We start from the raw sequence: 21,082 nt of genomic DNA on the forward strand, positions 1-21,082 counted from the left end.
GCCTTGCTGCGATTCCCTTGCCGGAAGACGCGAAGAAATACCGCGCGTTCGGGTATGGAACCCAAGGTAGCGGGGTAAAGCCAAGTATGCTAAAGTAATGTGTCCTTTTGTGTTATGGAGGGAGAACTTGTGCCCAAAAAGTCCGTGAACCCCGGTACCGCTCTCGACCAGTACGTCGACCTTCTCCTCAACAGGAGCGAGCGCACCGGAACCGTCACCGAGGACGAGATCCAGATTGCTCTCAAGGACATCGACGTCAGCGATGCGCAGTTGAATTCCCTGTACAAGAACCTTCGCGAGCGCGGCATCGAAATCGTCTCCGCGGGTGACGAGGACGCGTCCCTGGACGACGATGCCGGCTTGAACCAGGACGATGACCTCGAGATCGACGGGGATTCCGACGAGGAGACGAGCGAGGACCACGACCTCAAAGTCGCCAAGATGGCCGACGCCGAGATGTCCTCCGAGAAGCCCAAGAAGAAGTCCCGCGTGCGCACCACGCGCAACCGCACGCGCCCACGCGGCATCGACGCCTCCACCGTCATGCTCACCGGCGACCCGGTGCGCATGTACCTGAAGGAGATCGGCAAGGTCGACCTCCTCACCGCCGCCGACGAGGTCGATCTCGCCATGAAGATCGAGGCCGGTCTCGAGGCCACCGAGAAGCTCGAGGCCCAGAACCAAGGCGAGCTCGAGCTCACCCGGGCCGAGATGCGCCGCCTCTCCCGCGTGGAGCAGGTGGGTCTAGATGCCAAGCAGGCGCTTATCAGCGCGAACCTTCGCCTGGTCGTCTCCATCGCCAAACGCTACGTGGGCCGCGGCATGCTGTTCCTCGATTTGATCCAGGAGGGCAACCTGGGCCTCATCCGCGCCGTCGAGAAGTTCGACTACGAGAAGGGCTTCAAGTTCTCCACGTACGCCACCTGGTGGATTCGCCAGGCCATCACGCGCGCCATCGCCGACCAGGCCCGAACGATCCGCATCCCCGTCCACATGGTCGAGACCATCAACAAGCTCGTGCGCGTCCAGCGCCAGCTGCTCCAGGACCTCGGTCGCGACCCGACTCCCGAGGAGATCGCCAAGGAGATGGACATGACGCCCGAGCGCGTCCGCGAGATCCAGAAGATCAGCCAGGAGCCCGTGTCCCTGGAGACGCCGATCGGTGAGGAGGAGGACTCCCAGCTCGGCGACTTCATCGAAGACTCCCAGGCCGTGGTCCCGCCTGACGCCGCGAGCTTCTCTATGCTGCAGGAGCAGCTCACCCAGGTTCTCGACGGCCTCGCCGAGCGCGAGCGCAAGGTCATCGAGCTACGCTTCGGCCTGGCGGACGGTCATCCGCGCACGCTCGAGGAAGTGGGCCGCGAGTTCGGCGTCACGCGCGAGCGCATCCGCCAGATCGAGAGCAAGACGCTCGCGAAGCTACGCCATCCGAGCCGGTCTTCCAAGCTGAAGGACTATATCGAGAGCTAATCGCTCCAAATAGGTCGCATCGGACCCGTGTACCTTGCGCTCAGTCCTCGCGAGACTGGAAAACGGCTGCGCCGTTTTCGCAGTTCGCTGCGGAGTGTCGCTTCAGGTACACGGGTCCGATGCTTTTTCGGGTCGATGATTCTCGGCTCAGCTCATGCAAAAAGAAATAGTTCGCTGCGGAGTGTCGCTGTAGGTATGGAGGCCGGGGCTTTTTGCGGTTGATGACGCTCGCTCAGGTCGCAGAGCCGAAGGAAAAAAGAGTTGCAGTTCTCAACGAAAAAGAAAAAACCCGCCGGTTGGCGGGTCGATAATTCTGGCTCCCCGGGTAGGACTCGAACCTACAACAACGCGGTTAACAGCCGCGGGCTCTACCATTGAGCTACCGAGGAATTCGGTGCTGCCTCTTGGCAACGAAATCTAGTATACGGATTCTCCGACGCATGGCAAGAACCAATTTTGAAAAAATGCGTCCGCGGAAAGGAATCCGAGGATTGGGGTACTATTGACGGGTATGTGACTGCCGTCTGAAAAGGGGAGGACATCCATGGACCCCATCCAGATCGCCCTGATCGTTCTTATCGTCGCCGCTATTTGGGCTGTCGTCGAACTCGCCCGCGTGCTGCGGAGCACCCGCAAGACGATTAATTCGCTCGACCATACCGTCGCCGAGCTCAACGGGACCATCAACGAGGCTCGTCCCATGGTCGCCAAGCTCGATGGCGCCGTCGATGAGCTGCAGCCCGCGCTCTCCCAGATGGAGCCACTCATGAAGCAGGCAAACGTCGCCATGGAGGCACTTTCCGCCGACCTGCTCGAGGTGAACGGCGTGCTGCGCGACGTTTCCCAGGTGACGGACACCGCCGCTTCGGCTTCCAGCGCGGTCTCGAACATCACCGACGCCGCCGCGAGCAAGGTTCATCGCCTGTTCGGCAAGAAGGATTCCAAGGCCGCCGACCATGCCCTGGAGCAGGCTGTCCCCATGGCTTCCGAGCACGGCGGCGATGCTATCGCCCCCGATGCTCCGGCCGATTCCGAAGCGGGGGAGGAAGCCGCCTCGGCCAACCGGTACTACACCTACACCGACGCCCAGTCCACCTCGGAGGATTCTCATGAGTAGCGCACCCATTACCCTGACGCTCAACGCCGACCCGTCCTATGCGCGCCTGGTGCGCATGACCGCCTCCAACGCCGGCCTGCTCTCATCCATGTCCATGGACCGCGTGGAAGACATCCGCATGGCCGCTGAGGAAGCCTTCATCTACGCCTGTACGGTTCAGGCCGGCCATCCGCTCACCATCTCCTTCCTGGTGACCGACGAGGGACTAACCATGCGCTTCCAGCTCGCTGTGGACGAGTTCTCCGAGCCCGATCCCGAGAACCCCACCTCCCTCTACGCCGATCTCATCCTCGGGTCCGTATGCGACTCTTACCAGAAGCTCTGCTGCCCAGCCGCTCTCGTCCTCGAACTCGAGGCTGATGTCCGATGACCGAGGAACGTACCGATACCCCGGCTGCGGGTACCGCCGAAGCTGCTGACGCGCGTGCCGAGCGCGCCGCGGCCCGCGCCCGGGCCCGTGAGGCCGATCGAGAGGAACGGGCTGCCAACGCCGCGCTCGAGACCCAGCGCCCCGGCTCCCAGCCGCGCGCAGCCTGGGACAAGGAGAAGACCCGCGAGCTCTTCCGCCGCTACAAGGAGGAGGACGACCAGGAGGCGCGCCAGCAGTTGGTGATGTCGCACATGAACCTGGTGCGCTATCTGGCGAACAAGTACAAGAACCGCGGCGAGCCGCGCGAGGATATCGAGCAGGTGGGCTACCTCGGCCTGCTAAAGGCCATCGATCGCTTCGATCCGTCGCGCGGCCTGGAATTCACCACGTTCGCCACGCCGACCATCCAAGGCGAGATCAAGCGCCACTTCCGCGACAAGGGTTGGAGCGTGCGCGTGCCGCGCCGCCTGCAGGAGCTTTCCGCCAAGGTGAACCAGGCGCAGGACACGTTGACCACCAAGTTGCAGCGCTCGCCGACCATCGATGAGGTTGCGAACTACCTCGATGCCACGGTCGACGAGGTGCTCGAGGCCCAGGAGTCCTCTTCGGCGTACAGCTCCGTGCCGCTCGAGGGGTCCGGTAACACCGATTCCGACGATGCTCCCAGCATCATCGACCGTTACGCGACCGAAGACACCGACCTTGCCTTCACGGACGATCGCATGGCCATCGAGGAGGCGCTCAAGGGCTTCAGTCCGCGTGAGCGCGAGGTGATCGAGCTTCGCTTCATCGAGGGCATGACCCAGATCGAGATCGCCAAGAAGCTCGGTATCTCCCAGGTTCAGGTTTCCCGGCTGCTTCGACGGACGCTCCGCAAGATGCAGGAGAAGATCGACCCCGATAGCCCTTCGGCGGGCGCATGACGGCGCGCAGGAGGGAGGAGTACGCGCGGCAGTCGGCCCGCGCGCTCCCGGGTGCCCGGCTCGCGTTGTACCGCGTGTGGATCGTGGTCGGCGCGATCATCATCGCTGCCACGGTCCTGAACGTCATGAACGTGCTCGCGCCCATGATCCTGTTCCTGACCGTCGGCTCGCTCGTGGCGTTCGTCGCCTCGCCGATCGTGAACGCGCTCGATCGGCATCGCGTTCCGCGCGCGCTCGGGGCGTTTCTCGGCCTTGTCGCCGTGGTCGCGGCGGTGGTGGCGCTTTTCATGGTGATCGTACCGGTCTTTGCCCAGCAGCTGCTGGAGGTCCTCTACCAGGCCCCTGCGCAGCTGAGGGAACTCGGTAACTGGGTGCTTGAGCTCTCCAGCACACTCTCCGCGCTTTCCAGCTCTTCGGCCGAGTTCGGCTCGCAGATCGACAGCGCCCTCGGATCGCTCGCCGATTTCGCCTCCAAGCTCGGGGGAGATGTCGCCTCCAATCTCGGTAGCGGCGTGGTCCCCTTCATCTCCGACCTCGCCTCGACGCTCTTCATCGTGTTCCTCGGCCTTGTGCTCGCGTACTGGCTCGCGCTCGACTATCCGCGCATCCACCGCGAGGTAGGCCTCATACTCGGTGAGGGCAAGGAGGCGAATTACCGCCTCATGATGGCGATTCTCTCGCGCTCCATCGGCGGCTACATGAAGGGGATGGTCATTACCTCGCTCGTGGACGGTGTCATGACCTGGATCGGCCTGCTCTTCATCGGACACCCGTACGCCGCGCTCATGGGCGTGCTGACCGGCCTCTTACACCTGGTTCCCGTTATCGGACCGGCCATCTCCTCCGCGATGGCTGCGCTCATCGCGCTCTTCGTCAGCCCGATGATGGCTATTTGGACGCTGGTCTGGACCATGGTGGCGCAGAACGTGACCGACAACGTGATCAGCCCCAAGGTCATGCAAAATTCCGTGCAAGTGCATCCGGCCATGAGCCTGACCGCACTCGTGGTGGGCTCCGCGCTGCTCGGTCCCATCGGCATGGTCATCGCCATCCCGCTCTCGGCGGCCATCAAGGGCGTGTTCGTGTTCTACTTCGAGACGGACACCGGTCGCCAGCTCGTGAGCTATGAGGGGGCGCTCTTCCAGGGCACGCCCTTCCACAACGCCGACGGGAGCCCGGTTCCCGCCTTCGACGCACTGGGGGATGACAAGCTCGCCACGGATTCCCAGATCATCGACGAGGATCTTGCACCCGATGCCCACGCGGCTCCCAAGCCAGCCTTGGACAACCCCTGGGAAGGTCTCATCGACATGATCCACAAGGAGCATCGCGAGGGCGGCGCCGGTTCGGGGGATTCGAAGTCCTCGTAGCCATTTCTCGTTAGCAATGTGGACGGGCGGACTCTCTACGGATTTTCGCCCGTCCGTTGTCTCAGATAACTACTTTACATAACATATATTATCGTGATTTTACAGATATTTATGGGGAGTGCAATCGGCACTCACGGGTCCGCGTATAACCTCAGGCCCACTCGTAGCCGATGATGAGTCCAGACTCTTCGGCGTAATACGAGCAGAGGCCACCGCACGGAATCACAAAGACCTCGGCCGTGGGCCAACGGGTTTCGATGGCCGTGCGCAGCGCCATCGCGCCGGACTCGTTGTCTACATGGTCGATGTAGACCATGCCGCCGCGGTAACCGTCGGCCTCCATGACGTCCATGATCTTCTTGAACATCTTTTTCTCGCCGCGCGTGGGACCGACGATCTTGATGGTTCCCTCGGAGCTTGCCGTACCCAGAATGCGAATCGAAAGCTTGGTGGCAACGGCGCCCACCAAGCGCGGCATACGGCCGTTCTTCATGAGGTTGTCATAGCTCGAGAGCGAGTACTGAACCTGGGAGTTCTGCACGAGGTTCTCAACATATGCCACGGCACCCTCAAAGGTTGCATCCTTTGTAGTTAGGTACCTATCTAATAGGCGAACGATGACTTCAAGCTTGCCACCGGCGGCACGGGTATCCACCACCTGTATGTTCTTGCCGGTGATGATACCGCCGTTCTCACGCATGTACTCCTCCATGACGAGGTTGCGGGCGGTACAGGCGGCGTCATAGCTTCCGGAAACGTTGGACGAGATGCAGATGGCAATGATATTGTCCGCCGTGCGGAATATCTCGGCCCACTCCCCTACGCTCGGACAGGCACTCGAGGTGGCCTGGTCCTCGAGTGCCATGGCATCGAGCAACGCGCGAATATCCAGGTGCTCGTCATCAGTGTACTCAGTTCCGCCAACGTTGATCTTCAGTGGCGCGAGCCGGTACGTCGCCTCTGACTCCGGGGTGAAGGTACGGATGTTGCAGCTGGAATCTGCGGCGATGCACCAAGTCATGACGAACCCTTTCCTGACGCGTACTTTGAACGTAGTATAGCGCGTGCACCATTATCTAGTATTGAAAACTAGGTGAACCGGTATGCATCACTAGAAATTCTCGAACTTGAGCTTTATGCTGTGTGGCAAGGGAAAGGAGCGCGTATGGACGGCATTAGAACGGTCATACCCATGTCCGACGAATCAAAGCGCATCTCAGCCGAGGACATCTCCAGCCAAATACAGCCTGCAGCCTTTCTGGCATCCCCGGTCGCTCGCGATGCAATGGGGTTTTCTCTCCCCCGCTACGAGGATCTGCCGGCACTCGAGCTCTATCGAGATCAGGTCATCTCCTTCATCGAAGAAGTCTTCGCACCGCTGAGCGCGTGGTCCGATGGCCCCTGGCTCACGCCAGCGATGGTCAACAACTACGTCAAGGCCGGTGTGGTGCCCCCGCCCGTCAAGAAACGCTATGGACGCGAACATGTCGCCAAACTGCTTGCCGTCTGCGTGATGAAGCAATTGCTTCCCATAGCGGCCATCCAGCGCCTGATGCGAGCGCAGTCGATCACGTATCCGGTCGATGTCTCCTATTGCTACTTGGCGACGGAGGTCAACAACGCGCTCATCGCCGCGTTCAACCCGGGGGAGCCGTCGCCGGAGGACACCGCCACCACCATCACACGCGAGACCATGCTCGTGCACAGTGTCGCCGGTGCATTCGCGGCGCGGGCGTACCTTATGTCGTATCTCTCCTATGCGGGGTACGAAGGCTAGTGACCCACGCCTGTCTGTAGGTTCGTTACATGGCTTACGATAAGGCGCCCTGACCGGAAGAGCCGACCAGGGCGCCTCGATGTTCACTGCGAGACCAGCGAGCCTAGTACTCGATCCGCATCAGCTCGTTCAGCGCGACGATGTAGATCTTGAGCGAGAGCTTGAGCTGCTCCTCGCTCATGCCTTCGTCGTCACCGTGCATGGGGCCCACCCAGTCGGGATAGGTCACCCATGGCATTTCGGGGCCAAAGGCGGCCGCGTTCTTGAACTCACGGGCATAGGTGCCGCCGCCGATGGTGAAGGGCGTGCGGTCCTCGCCGGTCACGTCGTTGTACACGCGGATGAGCCGCTGGATCTCCTCGCCGTTCGGGTCGATGTAGAAAGGTTCCGTGTCGTTGTCCGTCGCGTACGTGGCGCCATAGCGCTCGGCCACGCTCGCGAGCGCCTGTTCGAACTGCTCGCGCCCGAACGTGGTGGGATACCGCGAATCCACGGACTGGTGCAGCCGACCGTCCTCGAGCCAGGCCATGCCGCCGATGATGGTGAGGTCGCCGAAGAGCTCGTCGCTCGCCGCGCAGTCCACGCCGGAGCCCGTGTAGTCGTCGATAAGCGCCTTCTGCAGCTCGAGGAAACGGCGCTCACTGGGAGACACCGTATCGTTTTCGAGCATGTAGTCCACGAGCATGCCGATCGCATTCACCGTGCCCGCGGGCATGGACGCATGGCCACCCTTGCCCTTGGCGGCGATGGTCACGGTGCCATCGCCGTTATCGGAAAGCGCGATGCCGGAACGCTCGGGCAAACCTGCAAGGTCAGCCTGGACGGTCACGCTCGCGTCCGTGGGGATGGCGTTGAAGGCCTCACCGGCTCGCCAGGAAACGATCTTGCCGTCCGCGATGGGACCAGAGGTAAAGACGCCCTGATAGATGCCTTTCTCCCCATAGCACACCGGGAACTCGGCGTCGGGCGTGAATAGGAACGTGGGCTGTTCAAAGTGCTCGTTGTAGTACTCCACGTCGCGAAGCGAGGTCTCCTCGTTGGAGCCGAGGATCATCCGCATCGTGTAGGGGAACTGGATGCCCTGCTCGTGCCAATACCGCATGGCGTAGAGACCGATGACGAAGGGGCCCTTGTCGTCGAGCGTGCCGCGTCCGATCAGGAAGCCATCTCGGCGCGTCATCTTGTGCGGATCTTGCGTCCAACCCGGCCCACAGGGCACGGTATCTAGATGCGCGATCTGGCAGATTTTCTTGGAGTCGTCGAGGCCCTTGTAGTCGGCAGTACCAACGTAACCCTCATGGCATTGGGCATCCATGCCGAGGCGCGCCGCGAGGTCCAAGCCAGCGTCGAGTGCCTTCCGCGGACCGGGACCAAAGGGCATGCCCGGACCGGCGTGTTCCAGGTCTTCCTGGCTCGGGATATTGACAAGCGTCTCGATCTCGGAGACGATCTCCTCCCATTTGGAATCGATCCACGCGTCGATGTTCTTCAAAAACTCGGTATCTGCCATAGCGGTTCCCTTCAACGGAGCCAACGTTCTAACACCCTCACCCTACCCGAGCGTATTCAGTTTTAGGCCGGCTATATTCATTATTCGGCGAAGGGTTGGGAAAGACGACGCCGCTTCAATACCTTTCAGGGGACCTCCGTGTCTCCGGCCCCGTCCCGGTTGGGATTCAGGCGTGAAGATTTCGAGCGAACCGAGGAAACCTCCCGAGAACAGCGCTGATGCACGCAGCGGCTCAGGAAACATCTGAAGGACGTAACCATCGTCGTTTTGCGCGCATCAGCGCTTTTCTCGGAGAGGGGCTCCAGTCTCGCGAGGACCGAACGCCCGAATCCCAACGGGGACGGGGCCGGGAGCGCCTAGCGCACCTTCACCAGGCTGTAGAGATCACTGACGCCGACCTTCTCCAAGGCCTTGCGGGGGTTCAGGAAGCAGAGCTCAAGGATGCAGCCGAAGCCGATGACCTCCGCACCCATGCTCTGAGCGAGCTTGGCGCAGGCAGCTGCGGTTCCACCCGTAGCGATGAGGTCATCCACCACGATCACGCGGTCGCCGGGTTCGATGGCGTCGGCGTGGATCTCGAGCGAATCGGTGCCGTACTCCAGCTCGTAGCTCATCGAGACGGTCTTGCGGGGAAGCTTGCCGGGTTTACGCGCGGGAATGAACCCGGCGTCGAGCACGAGGGCGACGGGGGTACCGGTCATGAATCCACGGGCCTCGGGTCCGATGACCTTGGTGACGCCCGCGTCCTTGAAATGCCCGGCGATGTCGGCCACGGTGCACTGGAGCGCGTGCGGGTCGGCGAAGAGCGGCGTGATGTCCTTGAAGATCACGCCGGGCTCGGGGTAGTCAGGGATGTCGGTGATACGGGACGCGTAGTCGAACTCAGCCATGAATCGCCTTTCTCAACGTGCTAGTGGTTCTTGCGAACAACTTTGGAGCTGGTTTTGCCAGCGTGCATGTCGCCTAAATCGAGCTGGTGCGTGGCGGGGGTGTGGACGGAAGCTGAGCCAGCCGCCGCGGTCTCGCGCTGCTTGTCACGTGCGGTGATCTGGGCATCCAGGGCATCTACGTCGGCATCGTCGATCTCGGCGTTCAGCGATTCGAACACGCGGTTCTTCAAAAGCGAGGTCCGGACGCCGTCTGTGAGGTCATGGAGCTTGTTGAACGCGCGCTCAAGCTTGCTCGCGCGGTCCTCATCGGAATCATCCATGCCGAGCATGCCCACGAGGACTTGCTCGAACATGGTGGATTCACGATTGGCGGCGCTCACGTACTGGCGCAGGTTGCGCGGTTCGATATGAAAGCGGGAGAGCTCGGCTGCGTAGCGAATGATCTCGAACTCGCGGCCGTCGACGAGCTCGCGGTTCTGCGGGCTCTTGATAACGCGGATGAGATCGTTGTCGGCAAGGTCGCGGATGAAGGAGATATCCACGCCGAGCATATCGGGCAGATCCTCGATGGGATGAAGCTTCTGCTTCGTCTCCTTGGGCTCAGCCTTCATGGGGACGTCGGAGAGCAGACCGACCTCGAAGGCGAGCATGGAGAGGTCCTGCGCGGCATCAAGCTTGTCCTTGATGACGTTCAGGGGCATGTAGCGGGTCTTCTGCAGGTGCAGGATGACCTCGAGACGGTCGACGTCTTCCTTGGAGTACTGGCGATACCCCTTGGGCGTACGATGCGGCGTGATGAGACCCTCGTCTTCGAGGAAGCGGATTTTTGAGTTGGAGAGGTCGGGATACGCTCCACGGAGCAGGTTCACCACCTGCCCGATGGAGAGGTAGCTGCGCTCAGCCACGTCTACTCACCGGTCTCGATGCGCTCCGACAAGCTCTCATGGTAGACGAGCGTAAAGGTGCCGATCTGAACCGAAGAGCCGTCGTGCAGCGGTGCGGAGTTCACGATCGCACCATCGACCCAAGTGCCGTTGAGCGAGCCGAGGTCCTCGATCACGGTGCCCGCGACGGAGCGGATGATCTTGGCATGGCTGCGGGAGACGGTCATGTCGTTCAGGAAGATGCCGTTGGCGGGATCGCGGCCCACCGTGGTCTCGGTACCCTCGAGCTCGAAGACATTGCCGGTCTGCGGTCCCTTGATGATGGTCAGGACCGGGGTGCTGACCATGGTGCTCTTGAGCAGGTCAGGTGCGGTGGCATCGTCGAGGGGAATGCGGAAGACGCGCGTGGAGTCTGCGGATTGGTTGGCATTGATATCGGGCATGGGTGCTCCTTCGCGCACGAAAACGGTAACAGAATCTATTCTACCCCACTGGTATCGGAATCAACGATCTCGGGGTTGAGGAAGTCCTCCTCGTCCTCGGGGTGCTGTTGGGCATGCCGAATGGCGAGAGCACCTCTAACCGTGTAGATGACACCGGTGGTCAGCGAGAAGATGACACCCAGGTAGACGAAGTAGATGCCAAGGGGAGCCGGCGTTCCGTTCAAGCCGGGAAAGGCGGTGGCGGAGGGGTTCAACAGGTCGAGGCCGGAGAGGATGGGCAGGCCGAGCAACATGAGCGAAAAGCCCGTCATGAGGAGCGCCGTGGCAATCTTGCCGGTGTAGACGACGTCGATGGGGCGCTTATGCCAGTGCTTGACGATGAGCCCGCCCGCGGCAAGGTAGACGTCGCGACCGATGATGGCGATGCAGATCCAGATGGGAAGCTCGCCCCGGGCAACGAGCCCGAGCACACCGGTGAATAGCAGGGCTCGGTCCACGATCGGATCCATGGTCTTACCGAGCCAGCTGACGGTGCGGGTCATACGGGCGATCTGACCGTCCATCCAGTCCGTGGACGCGGCGATGGCGTAGACCGCGAGCGCGACGTACCGATTGCCGTGTTGAGTGAACAGGTAGAGGAAGACGAAGGTAAGAATCAAGCGAATGAACGTGATGAGGTTGGAGATGGTAAAGATCTTGTTCGAAGGATAATCGGATGTTCCGATCAACTCCTTCTTAATCTTCTTCCTGAGGCTCACGTTCCCTCGCAATCGATTGGCTCGGTCTTTACAACGTAAGCATGGTACCCCACCGCGCGCGGCATAACCAAATAACCATGCGCACACGGGGTGCATGACATGCGAAACCTGCGGCTTAATATGCGTGGAACAGGAAATCTTGTAAATTTGCCTTGCACTTTGGAAAACGTTTCGCTAAAGTAACTCCTTGCGACGGGTGGTGGCGCAGCTTGGTAGCGCACTTGACTGGGGGTCAAGGGGTCGCTGGTTCGAATCCAGTCCACCCGACCAGAACTTTGAAGGGCACCTGCTCCGGCAGGTGCCCTTTTTCATTTGAATTGAAATGACCCTCAGTACGATGAGGACACGACGAGGGCTGAATGAGTGAAGGGGAAACGATGAGATCCCCTTCTTATCTACCTCAACGTCACGGCGCGATGAAGGATGTCGTACGCAAGCCCTTCTTTGGATTTCACGCCCAGATCTTCTTCGCCTGCTGCTGTGACCCAGGTCACCGCATCCGTGGCGCTGCCGAAGCCGGAATCGGCGCGTGAGACGTCGTTGGCGACGATAGCGTCGCAGCCCTTACGCTGCAGTTTGACGCGGGCATTCGCGAGCAGATCGTTCGTCTCGGCGGCAAACCCGACGACGACCTGGCCCGGCTGCTTACGCTCGCTCATGCGCGCGAGGATGTCCTCGGTCTCCACGAGCTCGATCGAATCGAGGCGCTCGTGCACCTTCTTGAGCTTATGGTCTGCAACCGTACGGGGCGTGTAATCCGCGACCGCGGCGGCTGCAACGAACATGGTGCACCGGTCGAAGCGAGTATCCACGGCGCGAAACATCTCGGCGGCGCTCACGACGGGAAAGACGTCGACCCCCGCGGGAGCATCGAGGTTGGTGGGAGCGCTCACGAGCGTGACCTCGGCGCCGAGCGCCCGCGCCGCGCGGGCGATGGCGTAGCCGAAGGTGCCGCTCGAGCGGTTGCCGATGAAGCGCACCGGGTCTATGGCCTCCTGGGTACCCCCGGCGGTCACGAGCACATGCTCGCCCTTGAGAATCTGGTCGGGCTGGAGCAGCTCGAGTGCTCGGTGGGCGATGTCCTCCACCGCAGCGAGCTTGCCGGAACCCACGTCTCCGCAGGCGAGACGGCCGTTAACGGGTTCCACAAGATGGACGCCGCGCTGGCGAAGAACCGAGACGTTCGCTTGCGTGGCGGGATTCGTCCACATGCCGGTGTTCATGGCAGGGGCTACCAGGATCGGTGCCTGGGTGGCGAGGAGCGTGGAGCTCATGAGGTCGTCGGCGATACCGTTCGCAATCTTAGCGATAACGTTCGCCGTGGCCGGGACCACGAGTACCAGGTCCGTCTCCTGGGCGAGCGAGATGTGATGGATGGCGTCGCCCGGTTCATCGAAGAGCTCCACGGCGACGGGCTCGCGCGTGAGGGCGCGGAACGTGGTCGGACCCACGAACTCGCAGGCGTGCTCGGTCATGAGCACCTTGACGCGCACACCCGCCTTCTGGAGCAGACGCAGGACCTCGCAGGCCTTGTAGGCGGCGATGCAGCCGGTCACGCAGAGCAATACGCATGGTTGCGACTTCCCCGCGTCCTTTCCCGTCACGGCCTACTCCTCGTCCGTTTTGATGACGAGGATGCGGTGGCAGTAGGGGCACTCCCCCACCTCGCCGGCGTGCGCGAGCCCGTCTACGGAGGAGGGCTGGAGCGCCATGCGGCAGGTGCTCGGCATCCAGCGGACCGTCTTAGAGCGACCGCGACCGACCTCTTCCTGCAGGAGCTTTTCCACCGCAAGGCCGTTGAAACGCTTGTAGGCGGTGTCGTACCGGACTGCCATCTCGGGACCGATCTGCTCCACCAGGCGCGCACGCCGCTTCTCGGCGTCGTCGATGCCCGCTCGAAGGTTGGAAGCACGGTTGCGGGCGGTTTCGGCACCTTGTAGGATGGCGTCGCCCACAACCTTCATGTGGGCGCGGTTCTCTTGCTCCTCGAGCTGAACCTGCTGCAAGTCTTCCTGAGTGCGCTCGCGGGCGAACGAGATCTTGTCGAGCTCCTTGGCGAGCGAGGAGAGCTTGATTTCGAGCTCCTGAACGGAACGGTAATCGGAACCGTCCACTCCCGCCTGAGCGGCGGCGATATCTTCCTTGCAGGTACGCTCCTCCTCGTCAAGATCGGCGAGGTCGGTCTCAAGATCCTTGCGACGTGCCAGGATGCCCGTGGCCTCGTGCTTGAGCTTGGCGTAGGCGCGGCGACGCTTGGCAAGGTCGCGCACCTCGGGCAGCTCTTCAAGGGTCTTTCGGTCGCGCATGAGGCCCAGGTCGAGTTCCTGCAGGTCGAGTAGGTTGCGTCCCAAGCTCATGAGCGATCTCCCCTTGTCAGTGTCCACCATTGCATTGGATGCTCTATTGTAGCGATGCAATCCCCGGACACGCCAGTACGGGCGAGCGCGTCCTTCAAGATATTCACGAACACCTCTTCCGACCGGTCGTGCCCGAGCAAGATGACCGAACAGCCCCTGAGGGAGAGGTCCTGGCACACGTGGTAACCCGCCTCGCCACAGACGATCGCGTCAGCGCCGGCAGCGAGGGCGAGCTCGCCCAGGTCTCCGAGAGAGCCGCCGAGGAAAGCCACGCGCTGGAGCGCGAGGTTTGGATTCCCCCAGATGCGCGGATCGGTTCCGAAGACGGCGGCGCAGCGCGCAGCGAGCGTTTGCAGGTCGAGGCCGTCCGCTTCGGCGATCGCTCCCAAGCCAGTGCGTTCGGGCTCTTCGGCGTGCTCGAGCGAAGAGATGGCCGTAAGCCCTGTGAGCGAAGGAAGCAGCCGTCGCGCATCCAGGCTCCGGTCGAGGTTGGTGTGAAGCGAGATGATGGAGACGCCGAGCTTTACGGCGGCGTACACCGTGGCAGCCGGCGCGGTGTGAGCGGCATCTGAGCGCGGCGTGAACGCGGCTGGCGCCTTGATGTACACCGGATGGTGCGTCAGGAGCACATTGGCACCCAGCTCAGCTGCCTCGCGCACGTTCTCCTCGCTTGCATCGAGCGCAACGACAACGCGGGCGACGGGCGCATCGGGGTCGCCGACGGAGAGGCCCACATGGTCCCAGTTCTCGGCATCGGTGCGTGGGAAAAGCCGGAGCAGCCGTTCCTCGAGTTCCCCTACGTTCATGGTTATCGGCCCCTTCCGGTCAATCTTCGCGAGCCCGTTTTAGCAGACGATCTGCAGCAGCGCGTCGGCAAACCGATCCAGGTCGGCCGGATCAGCGCGGTCATCGAAGGAGATGCGGAGGGAGCCGAGCGCCTGCTCGCGCGGCACGCCCATGGCGGTGAGGACATGACTCGCGTCGAGGGAGCCCGAGGAGCAGGCACTCGCCGCGGAGACCTCGAAGCCCGCGGCATCGAGCTTGAGGATCAGCTCCTCGGACTCGAAGCCGTCGACCGTGATGGAGACGATACCGGGCAGGCGGTCCACGGCAGCGGGGTCTCCCATGGAGGCTTTTATCTTGTCTGAAACGGTCAGGCGCGCGTAGAGGCCATCGGCGAGCTCGCGCACGCGGCGCGCATCCTTTTCCAGGCGCGCATGGCAGGCGAGGGCTGCCCCCTCCAGGCCCACGATGGCTCGCAGGTCCTGGGTGCCCGGTCGGCGTCCGGCCTCCTGCCCTCCCCCGCGCAACTGCGGCGAGAACGGGGTGCGCCCCTTGAGGTAGAGCGCACCGATGCCCACGGGGCCGCCGATCTTATGCCCGGCCACGGAAAGGGCGTCGACACCGAGGCAAGCGACGTCGAAGGGCGTGTGAAGCCATCCCTGCACCGCATCAGCGTGAAAGGCCGCACCGACTCGATGCGCCGACGCGGCGAGCTCGCGGACGGGCTGGAAGACGCCCGTCTCGTTATTGGCGAGCATGACGGAGACCAGAGCCACGTCGTCGCCGAGGGCGGCTTCCAGCGCCGCCGGCTCGACGTATCCCGCGCGACAGGGCTTGACGAGCTCGGTCTGAAAGCCCCAGTCACGCAGGCGGGGCAGGTTGTCCAAGATGGAATCGTGCTCGATCGCCGAGACGATGACGCGCGTGCGCTGCGGATGCTGGCGCCGCATGCCCTCGGCCATGCCGAACAGGGCGAGCGCGTTGGCCTCGGTGCCGCCCCCGCAGAAGACGACCTCGCTCGGACGGGTGCGCGAACCGAAGGTGGACGCGATCGCTCGCCGCGCCTCCTCGAGCCTCGTCTGGGCCGCGCGGCCGAGCGTGTGGAGCGAGTTGGGATTTGCGCCCGCGTACGCGCTTTCGTCATATGCGCGCTGGGCGGCGACGGCCTCCGGCCTCATCGGCGTGGAGGCAGCGTAATCGAGGTTGACGAGCTTTTCCATGCTGGTTACTCAGCTCCCCTGAGCGCAGCCGTGCCGATCGCGCGCAGGAGCTCGACCTCGGCGGCGGGGTCATCGGAACCGAACACGGCGGATCCGGCGACGAGCACGTCGGCGCCCGCCTCCACCACCTGCGCGGCGTTCTTGGCTGAGACGCCGCCGTCAACCTCGATCATGGGCGCGACCCCGTGGAGCTCACAGAGGGCGCGGAGCTCACGGAGCTTGGACAAGGTACCGGGAATGAAGCGCTGTCCGCCGAAGCCGGGGTTCACGCTCATCAGCAGCACCATGTCCACGTCCTCGATGACGCTCTCGAGCAGGCAGACGGGTGTTGCGGGGTTGAGCACCACGCCGGCTTTCACGCCGCGCTCCTGAAGGTGGCGGATCGTGCGGTTGAGATGCGTGGAGGCCTCCCAGTGCACAGTGATGATGTCCGCGCCGGCATCGGCGAACCAATCGGCCATATGGTCGGGGTCGGTCACCATCATGTGGACGTCCACCGGGACGTCGCTCACGCGCTTGACGGCCTTCAGCACGTCCACGCCAAAGGTGAGGTTACCGGTGAAGTGACCGTCCATGACGTCGAAGTGAATGAAGTCGGCGTTGGCTATGCGGTCCAGATCGCGCTGAAGGTTGGCCATATCGGCTGAGAGGATGGACGGGGCGATTCTGATGCTGTCGGCCATGGTGCGTCGCCTTTCTCGGTGCGTGCGGATGGACCCCGCGCGTTAGTCGATACCGTAGAACTCGGAATTGGGAATGCGTTCGACGAGCATCTTGAGGGCGTCGTCCACCGCGAGCCCGTGGTACAGCGTCTCATCGAGGGCAAAGGTCAGGGGAAGGTCCACGTTCAGCGAGCGCGCGAGCTGACTCACCGAGCGCGCGGCGACGGCGCCCTCAACGATCATGTGGGTGCGCGCCTGGTAGTCCGTCAGGCTCTCGCCGTGCGCGAAGGCCTCGCCGAAGGTCCGGTTGCGCGAATGGTGCGAGGTGCAGGTTACGACGAGGTCGCCCATGCCCGCGAGGCCCATGCAGGTCATGGGGTCGCCGCCCTGCGCGTGCACGAGGCGGCTGATCTCGGCGATGCCCCGGGTCATGATCATGGCGAGCGTGTTGTCGCCGTACCCAGCGCCCGCGGCGATGCCGCAGACGATGGCGATGACGTTCTTCACCGCGGCGCAGGTCTCGATGGCAACGGTGTCGTGGCTGAGGTAGAGGCGGAAGGTCGGCGAGATCAGGAGGTCGCGGAAGAAGCGGGCGCAATCCTCGTCCTCGCTCGCGATCACGGCGGCGGAGAGGCAGCCGCGGCAGACCTCCTCGGCATGGTTCGGGCCGGAGAGCGCCGCCACGCGCTCAGGCGCGCCGATCTCCTCAGCCACGACGTCGGTCATGAGCATGCCGGAGTCGGCTTCGATGCCCTTGGTGAGCACCAGCACAGGGGTCTTCTCGGGCACGTAGGGAGCGGCCTCGTGCATGGTGGCGCGCAGGAAGGGCGAAGGTACGACGACGATGACGCCGTCCGCGCCGGCGAGGGCCTCCTCGAAGCTTCCGGTAGCGGTCACGTTCCCCGGCAGCTCGTAACCCGAGAGGTAGAGGGGGTTTACGTGCCGCTTGTTGATGCCCGCGGTGGACGCGTCATCATGGGACCACATCACCACCTGGTCGGCGCGCTGGGCAGCGACGCCGGCAATCGCGGTGCCCCACGAACCGGCGCCGATGACGGTAATCTTCATCAGGAACTCCTTTCGAGGCGAGGCGGGTCTCCCCGTATCCCCCGGTTATTTATCGAGCGTGGTGACGCGTTTGGTGAAGCTCAGCTTGGATTCCGTGCCCTGGCGCAGGCGGCGGATGTTGCCCCTGTGCGCCCAGACGACCGTCCAGCCCAAGAGCGCCCAGATGGCGAGGGCGCCAGGCGTGGTCTGGGGGAAGAAGGCCCACATGGTGAGCGGTACCACCGCGGCCGTGGCGATGGATCCAACGGAGACGAGCTTGGTGAGGGCGACGAGCACGATGAAGATCGCGAGGTGCAGCAGCGCGAGCGGCCAGGAGAAGCCGAACAGGATGCCTACGCCCGTGGCGATGCCCTTGCCGCCGTGGAAGCGCAGGTACGGGCTGAACACGTGCCCGTAGAGGCACGCGAGCGCGACGAGCGCGACGTGCCAGTCCAGGGCGTCGCCTGGGGCTATGCCCGAGAGATGGCGGAAGAGCGCCACGCAGATGCAGCCCTTGAGCACGTCGAAAAGAAGCGTGATGGCTGCCACCTTGGGTCCCGCCACGCGGAGCGCGTTGGTGGTGCCGATGTTGCCGGACCCCGCCTGGCGGATGTCCTTATGGCCGAGCACCCGTCCGACGATGAGTCCGAACGGGATGCCGCACACCAGATACGAGACGACGATGAACGCGATAAGGCGAATCGATTCGGAATCCATGGTCGCCCTACGCCTCCTTACCCTCGTTCTTCTTACGGAAATGCAGGCGAACCGGCGTACCGGCGAGCTCGAACTTGGCGCGCAGGCGGTTCTCAACGTAGCGACGGAAGCTGTCGGTCACCAGATCGGGGGCGTTCACGAAGAAGGCGAAGGTGGGCGGGTTCACGGCGACCTGTGTGGCGTAGTGCATCTTGAGACGGCGCTTGCCGTCGACCACCGTGTGACCGAACTCGCGCAGCTCGGTGAGGAACTGGTTCAACTTGGCCGTGGGGATGCGCGAGGCGCGATGCTCCGCCGCCGCGTCCACGAGGGCCCAGATCTTCTCGACGGAGCGGCCGGTGAGCGCGGAGATGCGCAACACGCTCGCCCAAGGCGCGAGCGTGAGACGGCGCGCCACGGTCTCCATGACCTGCTCGCGGGCATGGTCGTCGGGCAGGAGGTCCCACTTGTTGAGGAGAATCACGAGCGCGCAGCCGCGCTCGATGGCAAGGTTCGCCACCTTCTGGTCCTGCTCCGTCATGCCGGTGGCGGAGTCCACCACGAGCAGGGCCACGTCGGCTCGGTCGATGGCGCGCAGGCCGCGTACCATGGAGTAGTACTCGATGTTCTCGTAGACGGTCGACTTCTTTCGGATGCCCGCGGTGTCGACGAGGCGGTAGCTGCGCTCACCGCGCTCGATCACGGTGTCGATCGCGTCTCGCGTGGTGCCGGCGACGTTCGAGACAATCGAGCGGTCGGACCCGATGATCTTGTTGAAGAGCGAGCTCTTGCCCGCGTTCGGGCGCCCGATGATGGCGACGGAGAGGATGCCGTCGTCGACGGGGGCCTCGGCCTCTTCTTCCTCGGGCGGCAGTAGCGCCACGACCTCGTCCAACAGGTCGCCGGTTCCATGCCCGTGCAGGGCGGAGAGCGGGCGCGGCTCGCCGATGCCGAGCGAGTAGAACGGCCAGGTTGCCTCGTCCTCGCGTGCGGGGTTGTCGAGCTTGTTCACGAGCAGGAAGATGGGCGTCTTCACGCGCTTGAGCATGCGCGCCACGCTCTCGTCTTCCTCCGTCACGCCCACGGACCCATCCACGACGAAGAGGATGACGGCCGCCTCCTCGCAGGCGGCGAGCGCCTGGTCGCGAATGGAACCCGAGAAGATGTCCTCGGACTTGAGTGGCTCGATGCCGCCGGTGTCCACGATGGTGAACGAGCGGCCGTTCCAGTCGGCCTCATGGTAGCTGCGGTCGCGCGTGACCCCGCGGCTCTCGTGCACGATGGCGTCCTGCGTCTGGGCCAGGCGGTTGACGAGGGTCGACTTGCCCACGTTGGGGCGTCCGACGATCGCGACGATGGGTTTCATGTACTTCAAGGCTCCTTACAAAGTCTTATACATCAGCGTTCGATGCCGAGGGTCCGCTCCAGCGAATCGAGGAGGTCGCCCGGCATCGTGGGGGCGACGAGCATGCTCGCCCCGCGCCCTTCGAGCTCCCGCAGAAGGGCGTCTTGATGATACCCGTCCAGCGTCAGGCGGTCGGCGTTGAACATGACGTCCGGCAGAATGACCATATGGCCGGAAAGCGCCCCCGGCAGCTGGTCCAGAAGGTCGCCGCCGCAGATGAGCCCCGTCACGTCCACGTTGCCGCCGAAGTAGCGGTTCTCGATCGCGCGTACCTCGCCCAGAAGCGGAGGCGCTTCCACGAGCCGGGCGACCGTGCCCTGGGCGGCGGCTCCGGAGACCACGAGGAGACGTCTCCCCTCGTCCGCAAGCGCACGGTGCACCGCGTCCAGTCGCTCGCGCTCGCCCGCAAGAAGCGCCTCGGCCTCGTCCAAGTATGCTCTGATCATACCGATCCCGTCGTAGAACTGGGGATAGCCGTCGTAGAAGTCGGCCTCGGGCGGGTCGACGTGCGCGGCGAGGTAGAACTCGTCGGACATCTGGAACGTGTGCCGACCGAAGCGCTCGAACGCGCGGTCCTGATAGGGACGAACCTGCTCGATGACGGCGCGGGCGGAGGCAGGGTCATCGGAGTAGGAGGTAGAGAAGCGCTTCTGATGCTTGGTGAAGCCCAGGGGGACGATGCCCAGGCTCGTGACCTGGGGATGCTCCTCGCAATAGGCCAGCGTACGGGCGAGCTCCTCACCGTCGTTCAGACCGGGGCAGAGCACCACCTGGGCGTGGATCTCGATGCCAGCGTCCATAAGCCGCTCGAGCACCTCGATGCCGCGGGCGGCGTTTCGACCGATGAGCCGCCGGCGGACATCCGGCGAGATAGCGTGCACCGAGACGTTCATGGGACTCAGGTTCTTCTGAATCACGTTCACCACGTCCTCGTCCGACATGTTGGTGAGCGTGACGAAGTTGCCTTGGAGAAACGAGAGGCGGTAGTCGTCGTCGCGGATCGAGAGGGTTTTACGGCTCTCCTTGGGCAGCATGGTCATGAAGCAGAAGACGCAGGCGTTCACGCAGGTGCGCATGCCGTCGAACACGGCGTCCCCGAAGGTGAGGCCCCAGTCCTCGCCCGGATAGCGCTCGAGCACGGTGGAGGCGAGCGTCTGGTCGCGCGGGTCGAAGACCTCGAGTTCCACCTCGTCTTCGTCGGCCTCCCAGAGCCAGACGATCATGTCGGTGAGCGGCTGGCCGTTCACGCTGGCGACGAACATGCCGGGTTCGATACCGGCGTCGTCAGCGGGGGATTCGGGCCGCACGGCGGTCACGGGCCCGCCGTGGAAGGGGACCGATCCCCAGGCGGCGCGATTGGTCGCCCCGTAGTCGGCGAAGGTTCCAAACTCGGCCATGAT

21 protein-coding genes and 2 tRNA genes are annotated in these 21,082 nt (G+C 63.4%); 7 read left to right on the forward strand and 16 right to left on the reverse strand.

Annotated elements, in window-relative coordinates; genetic code table 11:
- Positions 1–114: 114 nt before the first annotated feature.
- Positions 115–1,470 carry an RNA polymerase sigma factor RpoD gene (gene rpoD, locus GDJ97_RS04465; protein ID WP_373422660.1) on the forward strand — a complete coding sequence of 452 codons (1,356 nt, stop codon included), beginning with the start codon at positions 115–117 and terminating at the stop codon, positions 1,468–1,470.
- Between the two features lie 314 nt (positions 1,471–1,784).
- On the opposite strand, the gene GDJ97_RS04470 is transcribed toward rpoD, so the two are convergent.
- Positions 1,785–1,859, reverse strand: a tRNA-Asn gene (locus GDJ97_RS04470).
- A gap of 155 nt (positions 1,860–2,014) precedes the next feature.
- Between GDJ97_RS04470 and GDJ97_RS04475 the strand changes: the two genes are divergently transcribed.
- Genes GDJ97_RS04475 through GDJ97_RS04490 form a run of 4 tightly spaced genes read left to right on the forward strand, consistent with a single transcriptional unit; the run spans position 2,015 to position 5,250 of the window.
- A complete protein-coding gene (locus GDJ97_RS04475; RefSeq protein ID WP_152070007.1) occupies positions 2,015–2,587 on the forward strand; it encodes a DUF948 domain-containing protein in 573 nt (190 codons plus the stop codon).
- Positions 2,580–2,957 (forward strand): ATP-binding protein, encoded by a 378-nt coding sequence (locus GDJ97_RS04480; RefSeq protein WP_152070008.1) that lies wholly within the window; start codon positions 2,580–2,582, stop codon positions 2,955–2,957. Before GDJ97_RS04475 ends, GDJ97_RS04480 begins: the two co-directional genes overlap by 8 nt.
- Positions 2,954–3,880, forward strand: a complete 927-nt coding sequence (locus GDJ97_RS04485) for a SigB/SigF/SigG family RNA polymerase sigma factor (protein WP_152070009.1) — start codon at positions 2,954–2,956, stop codon at positions 3,878–3,880. The genes GDJ97_RS04480 and GDJ97_RS04485 overlap by 4 nt, the downstream gene beginning before the upstream one ends.
- Entirely contained in the window at positions 3,877–5,250 is a 1,374-nt protein-coding gene (locus tag GDJ97_RS04490; RefSeq protein ID WP_152070010.1) for an AI-2E family transporter, read from the forward strand. The genes GDJ97_RS04485 and GDJ97_RS04490 overlap by 4 nt, the downstream gene beginning before the upstream one ends.
- A 151-nt stretch (positions 5,251–5,401) precedes the next feature.
- Here GDJ97_RS04490 and GDJ97_RS04495 read toward each other — a convergent pair whose 3' ends face one another.
- Positions 5,402–6,271, reverse strand: a complete 870-nt coding sequence (locus GDJ97_RS04495) for a DegV family protein (protein WP_152070011.1) — start codon at positions 6,269–6,271, stop codon at positions 5,402–5,404.
- Between the two features lie 144 nt (positions 6,272–6,415).
- Between GDJ97_RS04495 and GDJ97_RS04500 the strand changes: the two genes are divergently transcribed.
- Positions 6,416–7,027, forward strand: coding sequence for a DUF1836 domain-containing protein (locus GDJ97_RS04500; protein ID WP_226808821.1), 612 nt, complete (start codon positions 6,416–6,418; stop codon positions 7,025–7,027).
- Between the two features lie 103 nt (positions 7,028–7,130).
- On the opposite strand, the gene GDJ97_RS04505 is transcribed toward GDJ97_RS04500, so the two are convergent.
- The 5 genes from GDJ97_RS04505 to GDJ97_RS04525 all read right to left on the reverse strand — a co-directional run bounded on the left by GDJ97_RS04505 (position 7,131) and on the right by GDJ97_RS04525 (position 11,512).
- Positions 7,131–8,537: a Sapep family Mn(2+)-dependent dipeptidase gene (locus GDJ97_RS04505; protein WP_152070012.1), complete on the reverse strand. Its 1,407-nt coding sequence runs from the start codon at positions 8,535–8,537 to the stop codon at positions 7,131–7,133.
- A gap of 356 nt (positions 8,538–8,893) precedes the next feature.
- Positions 8,894–9,427 (reverse strand): adenine phosphoribosyltransferase, encoded by a 534-nt coding sequence (locus GDJ97_RS04510; protein WP_152070013.1) that lies wholly within the window; start codon positions 9,425–9,427, stop codon positions 8,894–8,896.
- A 20-nt stretch (positions 9,428–9,447) separates the two neighbouring features.
- The gene (locus GDJ97_RS04515) at positions 9,448–10,332 is read right to left on the reverse strand and encodes a MerR family transcriptional regulator (protein ID WP_152070014.1); all 885 of its coding nucleotides are present in this window, start codon (positions 10,330–10,332) and stop codon (positions 9,448–9,450) included.
- 2 nt (positions 10,333–10,334) lie between these two features.
- Entirely contained in the window at positions 10,335–10,754 is a 420-nt protein-coding gene (locus GDJ97_RS04520; protein ID WP_152070015.1) for an FHA domain-containing protein, read from the reverse strand.
- Between the two features lie 35 nt (positions 10,755–10,789).
- Complete coding sequence (locus GDJ97_RS04525) at positions 10,790–11,512, reverse strand: CDP-alcohol phosphatidyltransferase family protein (protein WP_152070016.1); 723 nt, start codon at positions 11,510–11,512, stop codon at positions 10,790–10,792.
- Positions 11,513–11,705: 193 nt separating this feature from the next.
- On the opposite strand from GDJ97_RS04525, the gene GDJ97_RS04530 reads away from it, so the two are divergent.
- Positions 11,706–11,782, forward strand: a tRNA-Pro gene (locus GDJ97_RS04530).
- Between the two features lie 125 nt (positions 11,783–11,907).
- Here GDJ97_RS04530 and coaBC read toward each other — a convergent pair.
- From coaBC to GDJ97_RS04575, 9 genes are read right to left on the reverse strand one after another with little or no spacing between them, the layout of a single operon-like run.
- The gene (gene coaBC / locus GDJ97_RS04535; RefSeq protein ID WP_152070017.1) at positions 11,908–13,116 is read right to left on the reverse strand and encodes a bifunctional phosphopantothenoylcysteine decarboxylase/phosphopantothenate--cysteine ligase CoaBC; all 1,209 of its coding nucleotides are present in this window, start codon (positions 13,114–13,116) and stop codon (positions 11,908–11,910) included.
- A 3-nt stretch (positions 13,117–13,119) separates the two neighbouring features.
- Positions 13,120–13,869, reverse strand: a complete 750-nt coding sequence (locus GDJ97_RS04540) for a zinc ribbon domain-containing protein (RefSeq protein ID WP_152070018.1) — start codon at positions 13,867–13,869, stop codon at positions 13,120–13,122.
- Positions 13,866–14,675 carry a Nif3-like dinuclear metal center hexameric protein gene (locus tag GDJ97_RS04545; RefSeq protein WP_152070019.1) on the reverse strand — a complete coding sequence of 270 codons (810 nt, stop codon included), beginning with the start codon at positions 14,673–14,675 and terminating at the stop codon, positions 13,866–13,868. The genes GDJ97_RS04540 and GDJ97_RS04545 overlap by 4 nt, the downstream gene beginning before the upstream one ends.
- A gap of 39 nt (positions 14,676–14,714) precedes the next feature.
- Positions 14,715–15,872, reverse strand: coding sequence for a cysteine desulfurase family protein (locus GDJ97_RS04550; protein WP_152070020.1), 1,158 nt, complete (start codon positions 15,870–15,872; stop codon positions 14,715–14,717).
- A gap of 5 nt (positions 15,873–15,877) precedes the next feature.
- Positions 15,878–16,555 carry a ribulose-phosphate 3-epimerase gene (rpe, locus tag GDJ97_RS04555; protein ID WP_152070021.1) on the reverse strand — a complete coding sequence of 226 codons (678 nt, stop codon included), beginning with the start codon at positions 16,553–16,555 and terminating at the stop codon, positions 15,878–15,880.
- A gap of 42 nt (positions 16,556–16,597) precedes the next feature.
- Positions 16,598–17,602: an NAD(P)H-dependent glycerol-3-phosphate dehydrogenase gene (locus tag GDJ97_RS04560; protein ID WP_152070022.1), complete on the reverse strand. Its 1,005-nt coding sequence runs from the start codon at positions 17,600–17,602 to the stop codon at positions 16,598–16,600.
- Positions 17,603–17,647: 45 nt separating this feature from the next.
- Positions 17,648–18,298, reverse strand: a complete 651-nt coding sequence (gene plsY / locus GDJ97_RS04565; protein ID WP_152070023.1) for a glycerol-3-phosphate 1-O-acyltransferase PlsY — start codon at positions 18,296–18,298, stop codon at positions 17,648–17,650.
- A gap of 7 nt (positions 18,299–18,305) precedes the next feature.
- Positions 18,306–19,643 (reverse strand): ribosome biogenesis GTPase Der, encoded by a 1,338-nt coding sequence (gene der / locus GDJ97_RS04570; RefSeq protein WP_152070024.1) that lies wholly within the window; start codon positions 19,641–19,643, stop codon positions 18,306–18,308.
- A 32-nt stretch (positions 19,644–19,675) separates the two neighbouring features.
- The gene (locus GDJ97_RS04575) at positions 19,676–21,079 is read right to left on the reverse strand and encodes a DUF512 domain-containing protein (protein ID WP_152070025.1); all 1,404 of its coding nucleotides are present in this window, start codon (positions 21,077–21,079) and stop codon (positions 19,676–19,678) included.
- Positions 21,080–21,082: the final 3 nt, after the last annotated feature.

This window comes from Collinsella sp. AK_207A, from assembly GCF_902501965.1.
Lineage (GTDB): Bacteria > Actinomycetota > Coriobacteriia > Coriobacteriales > Coriobacteriaceae > Collinsella.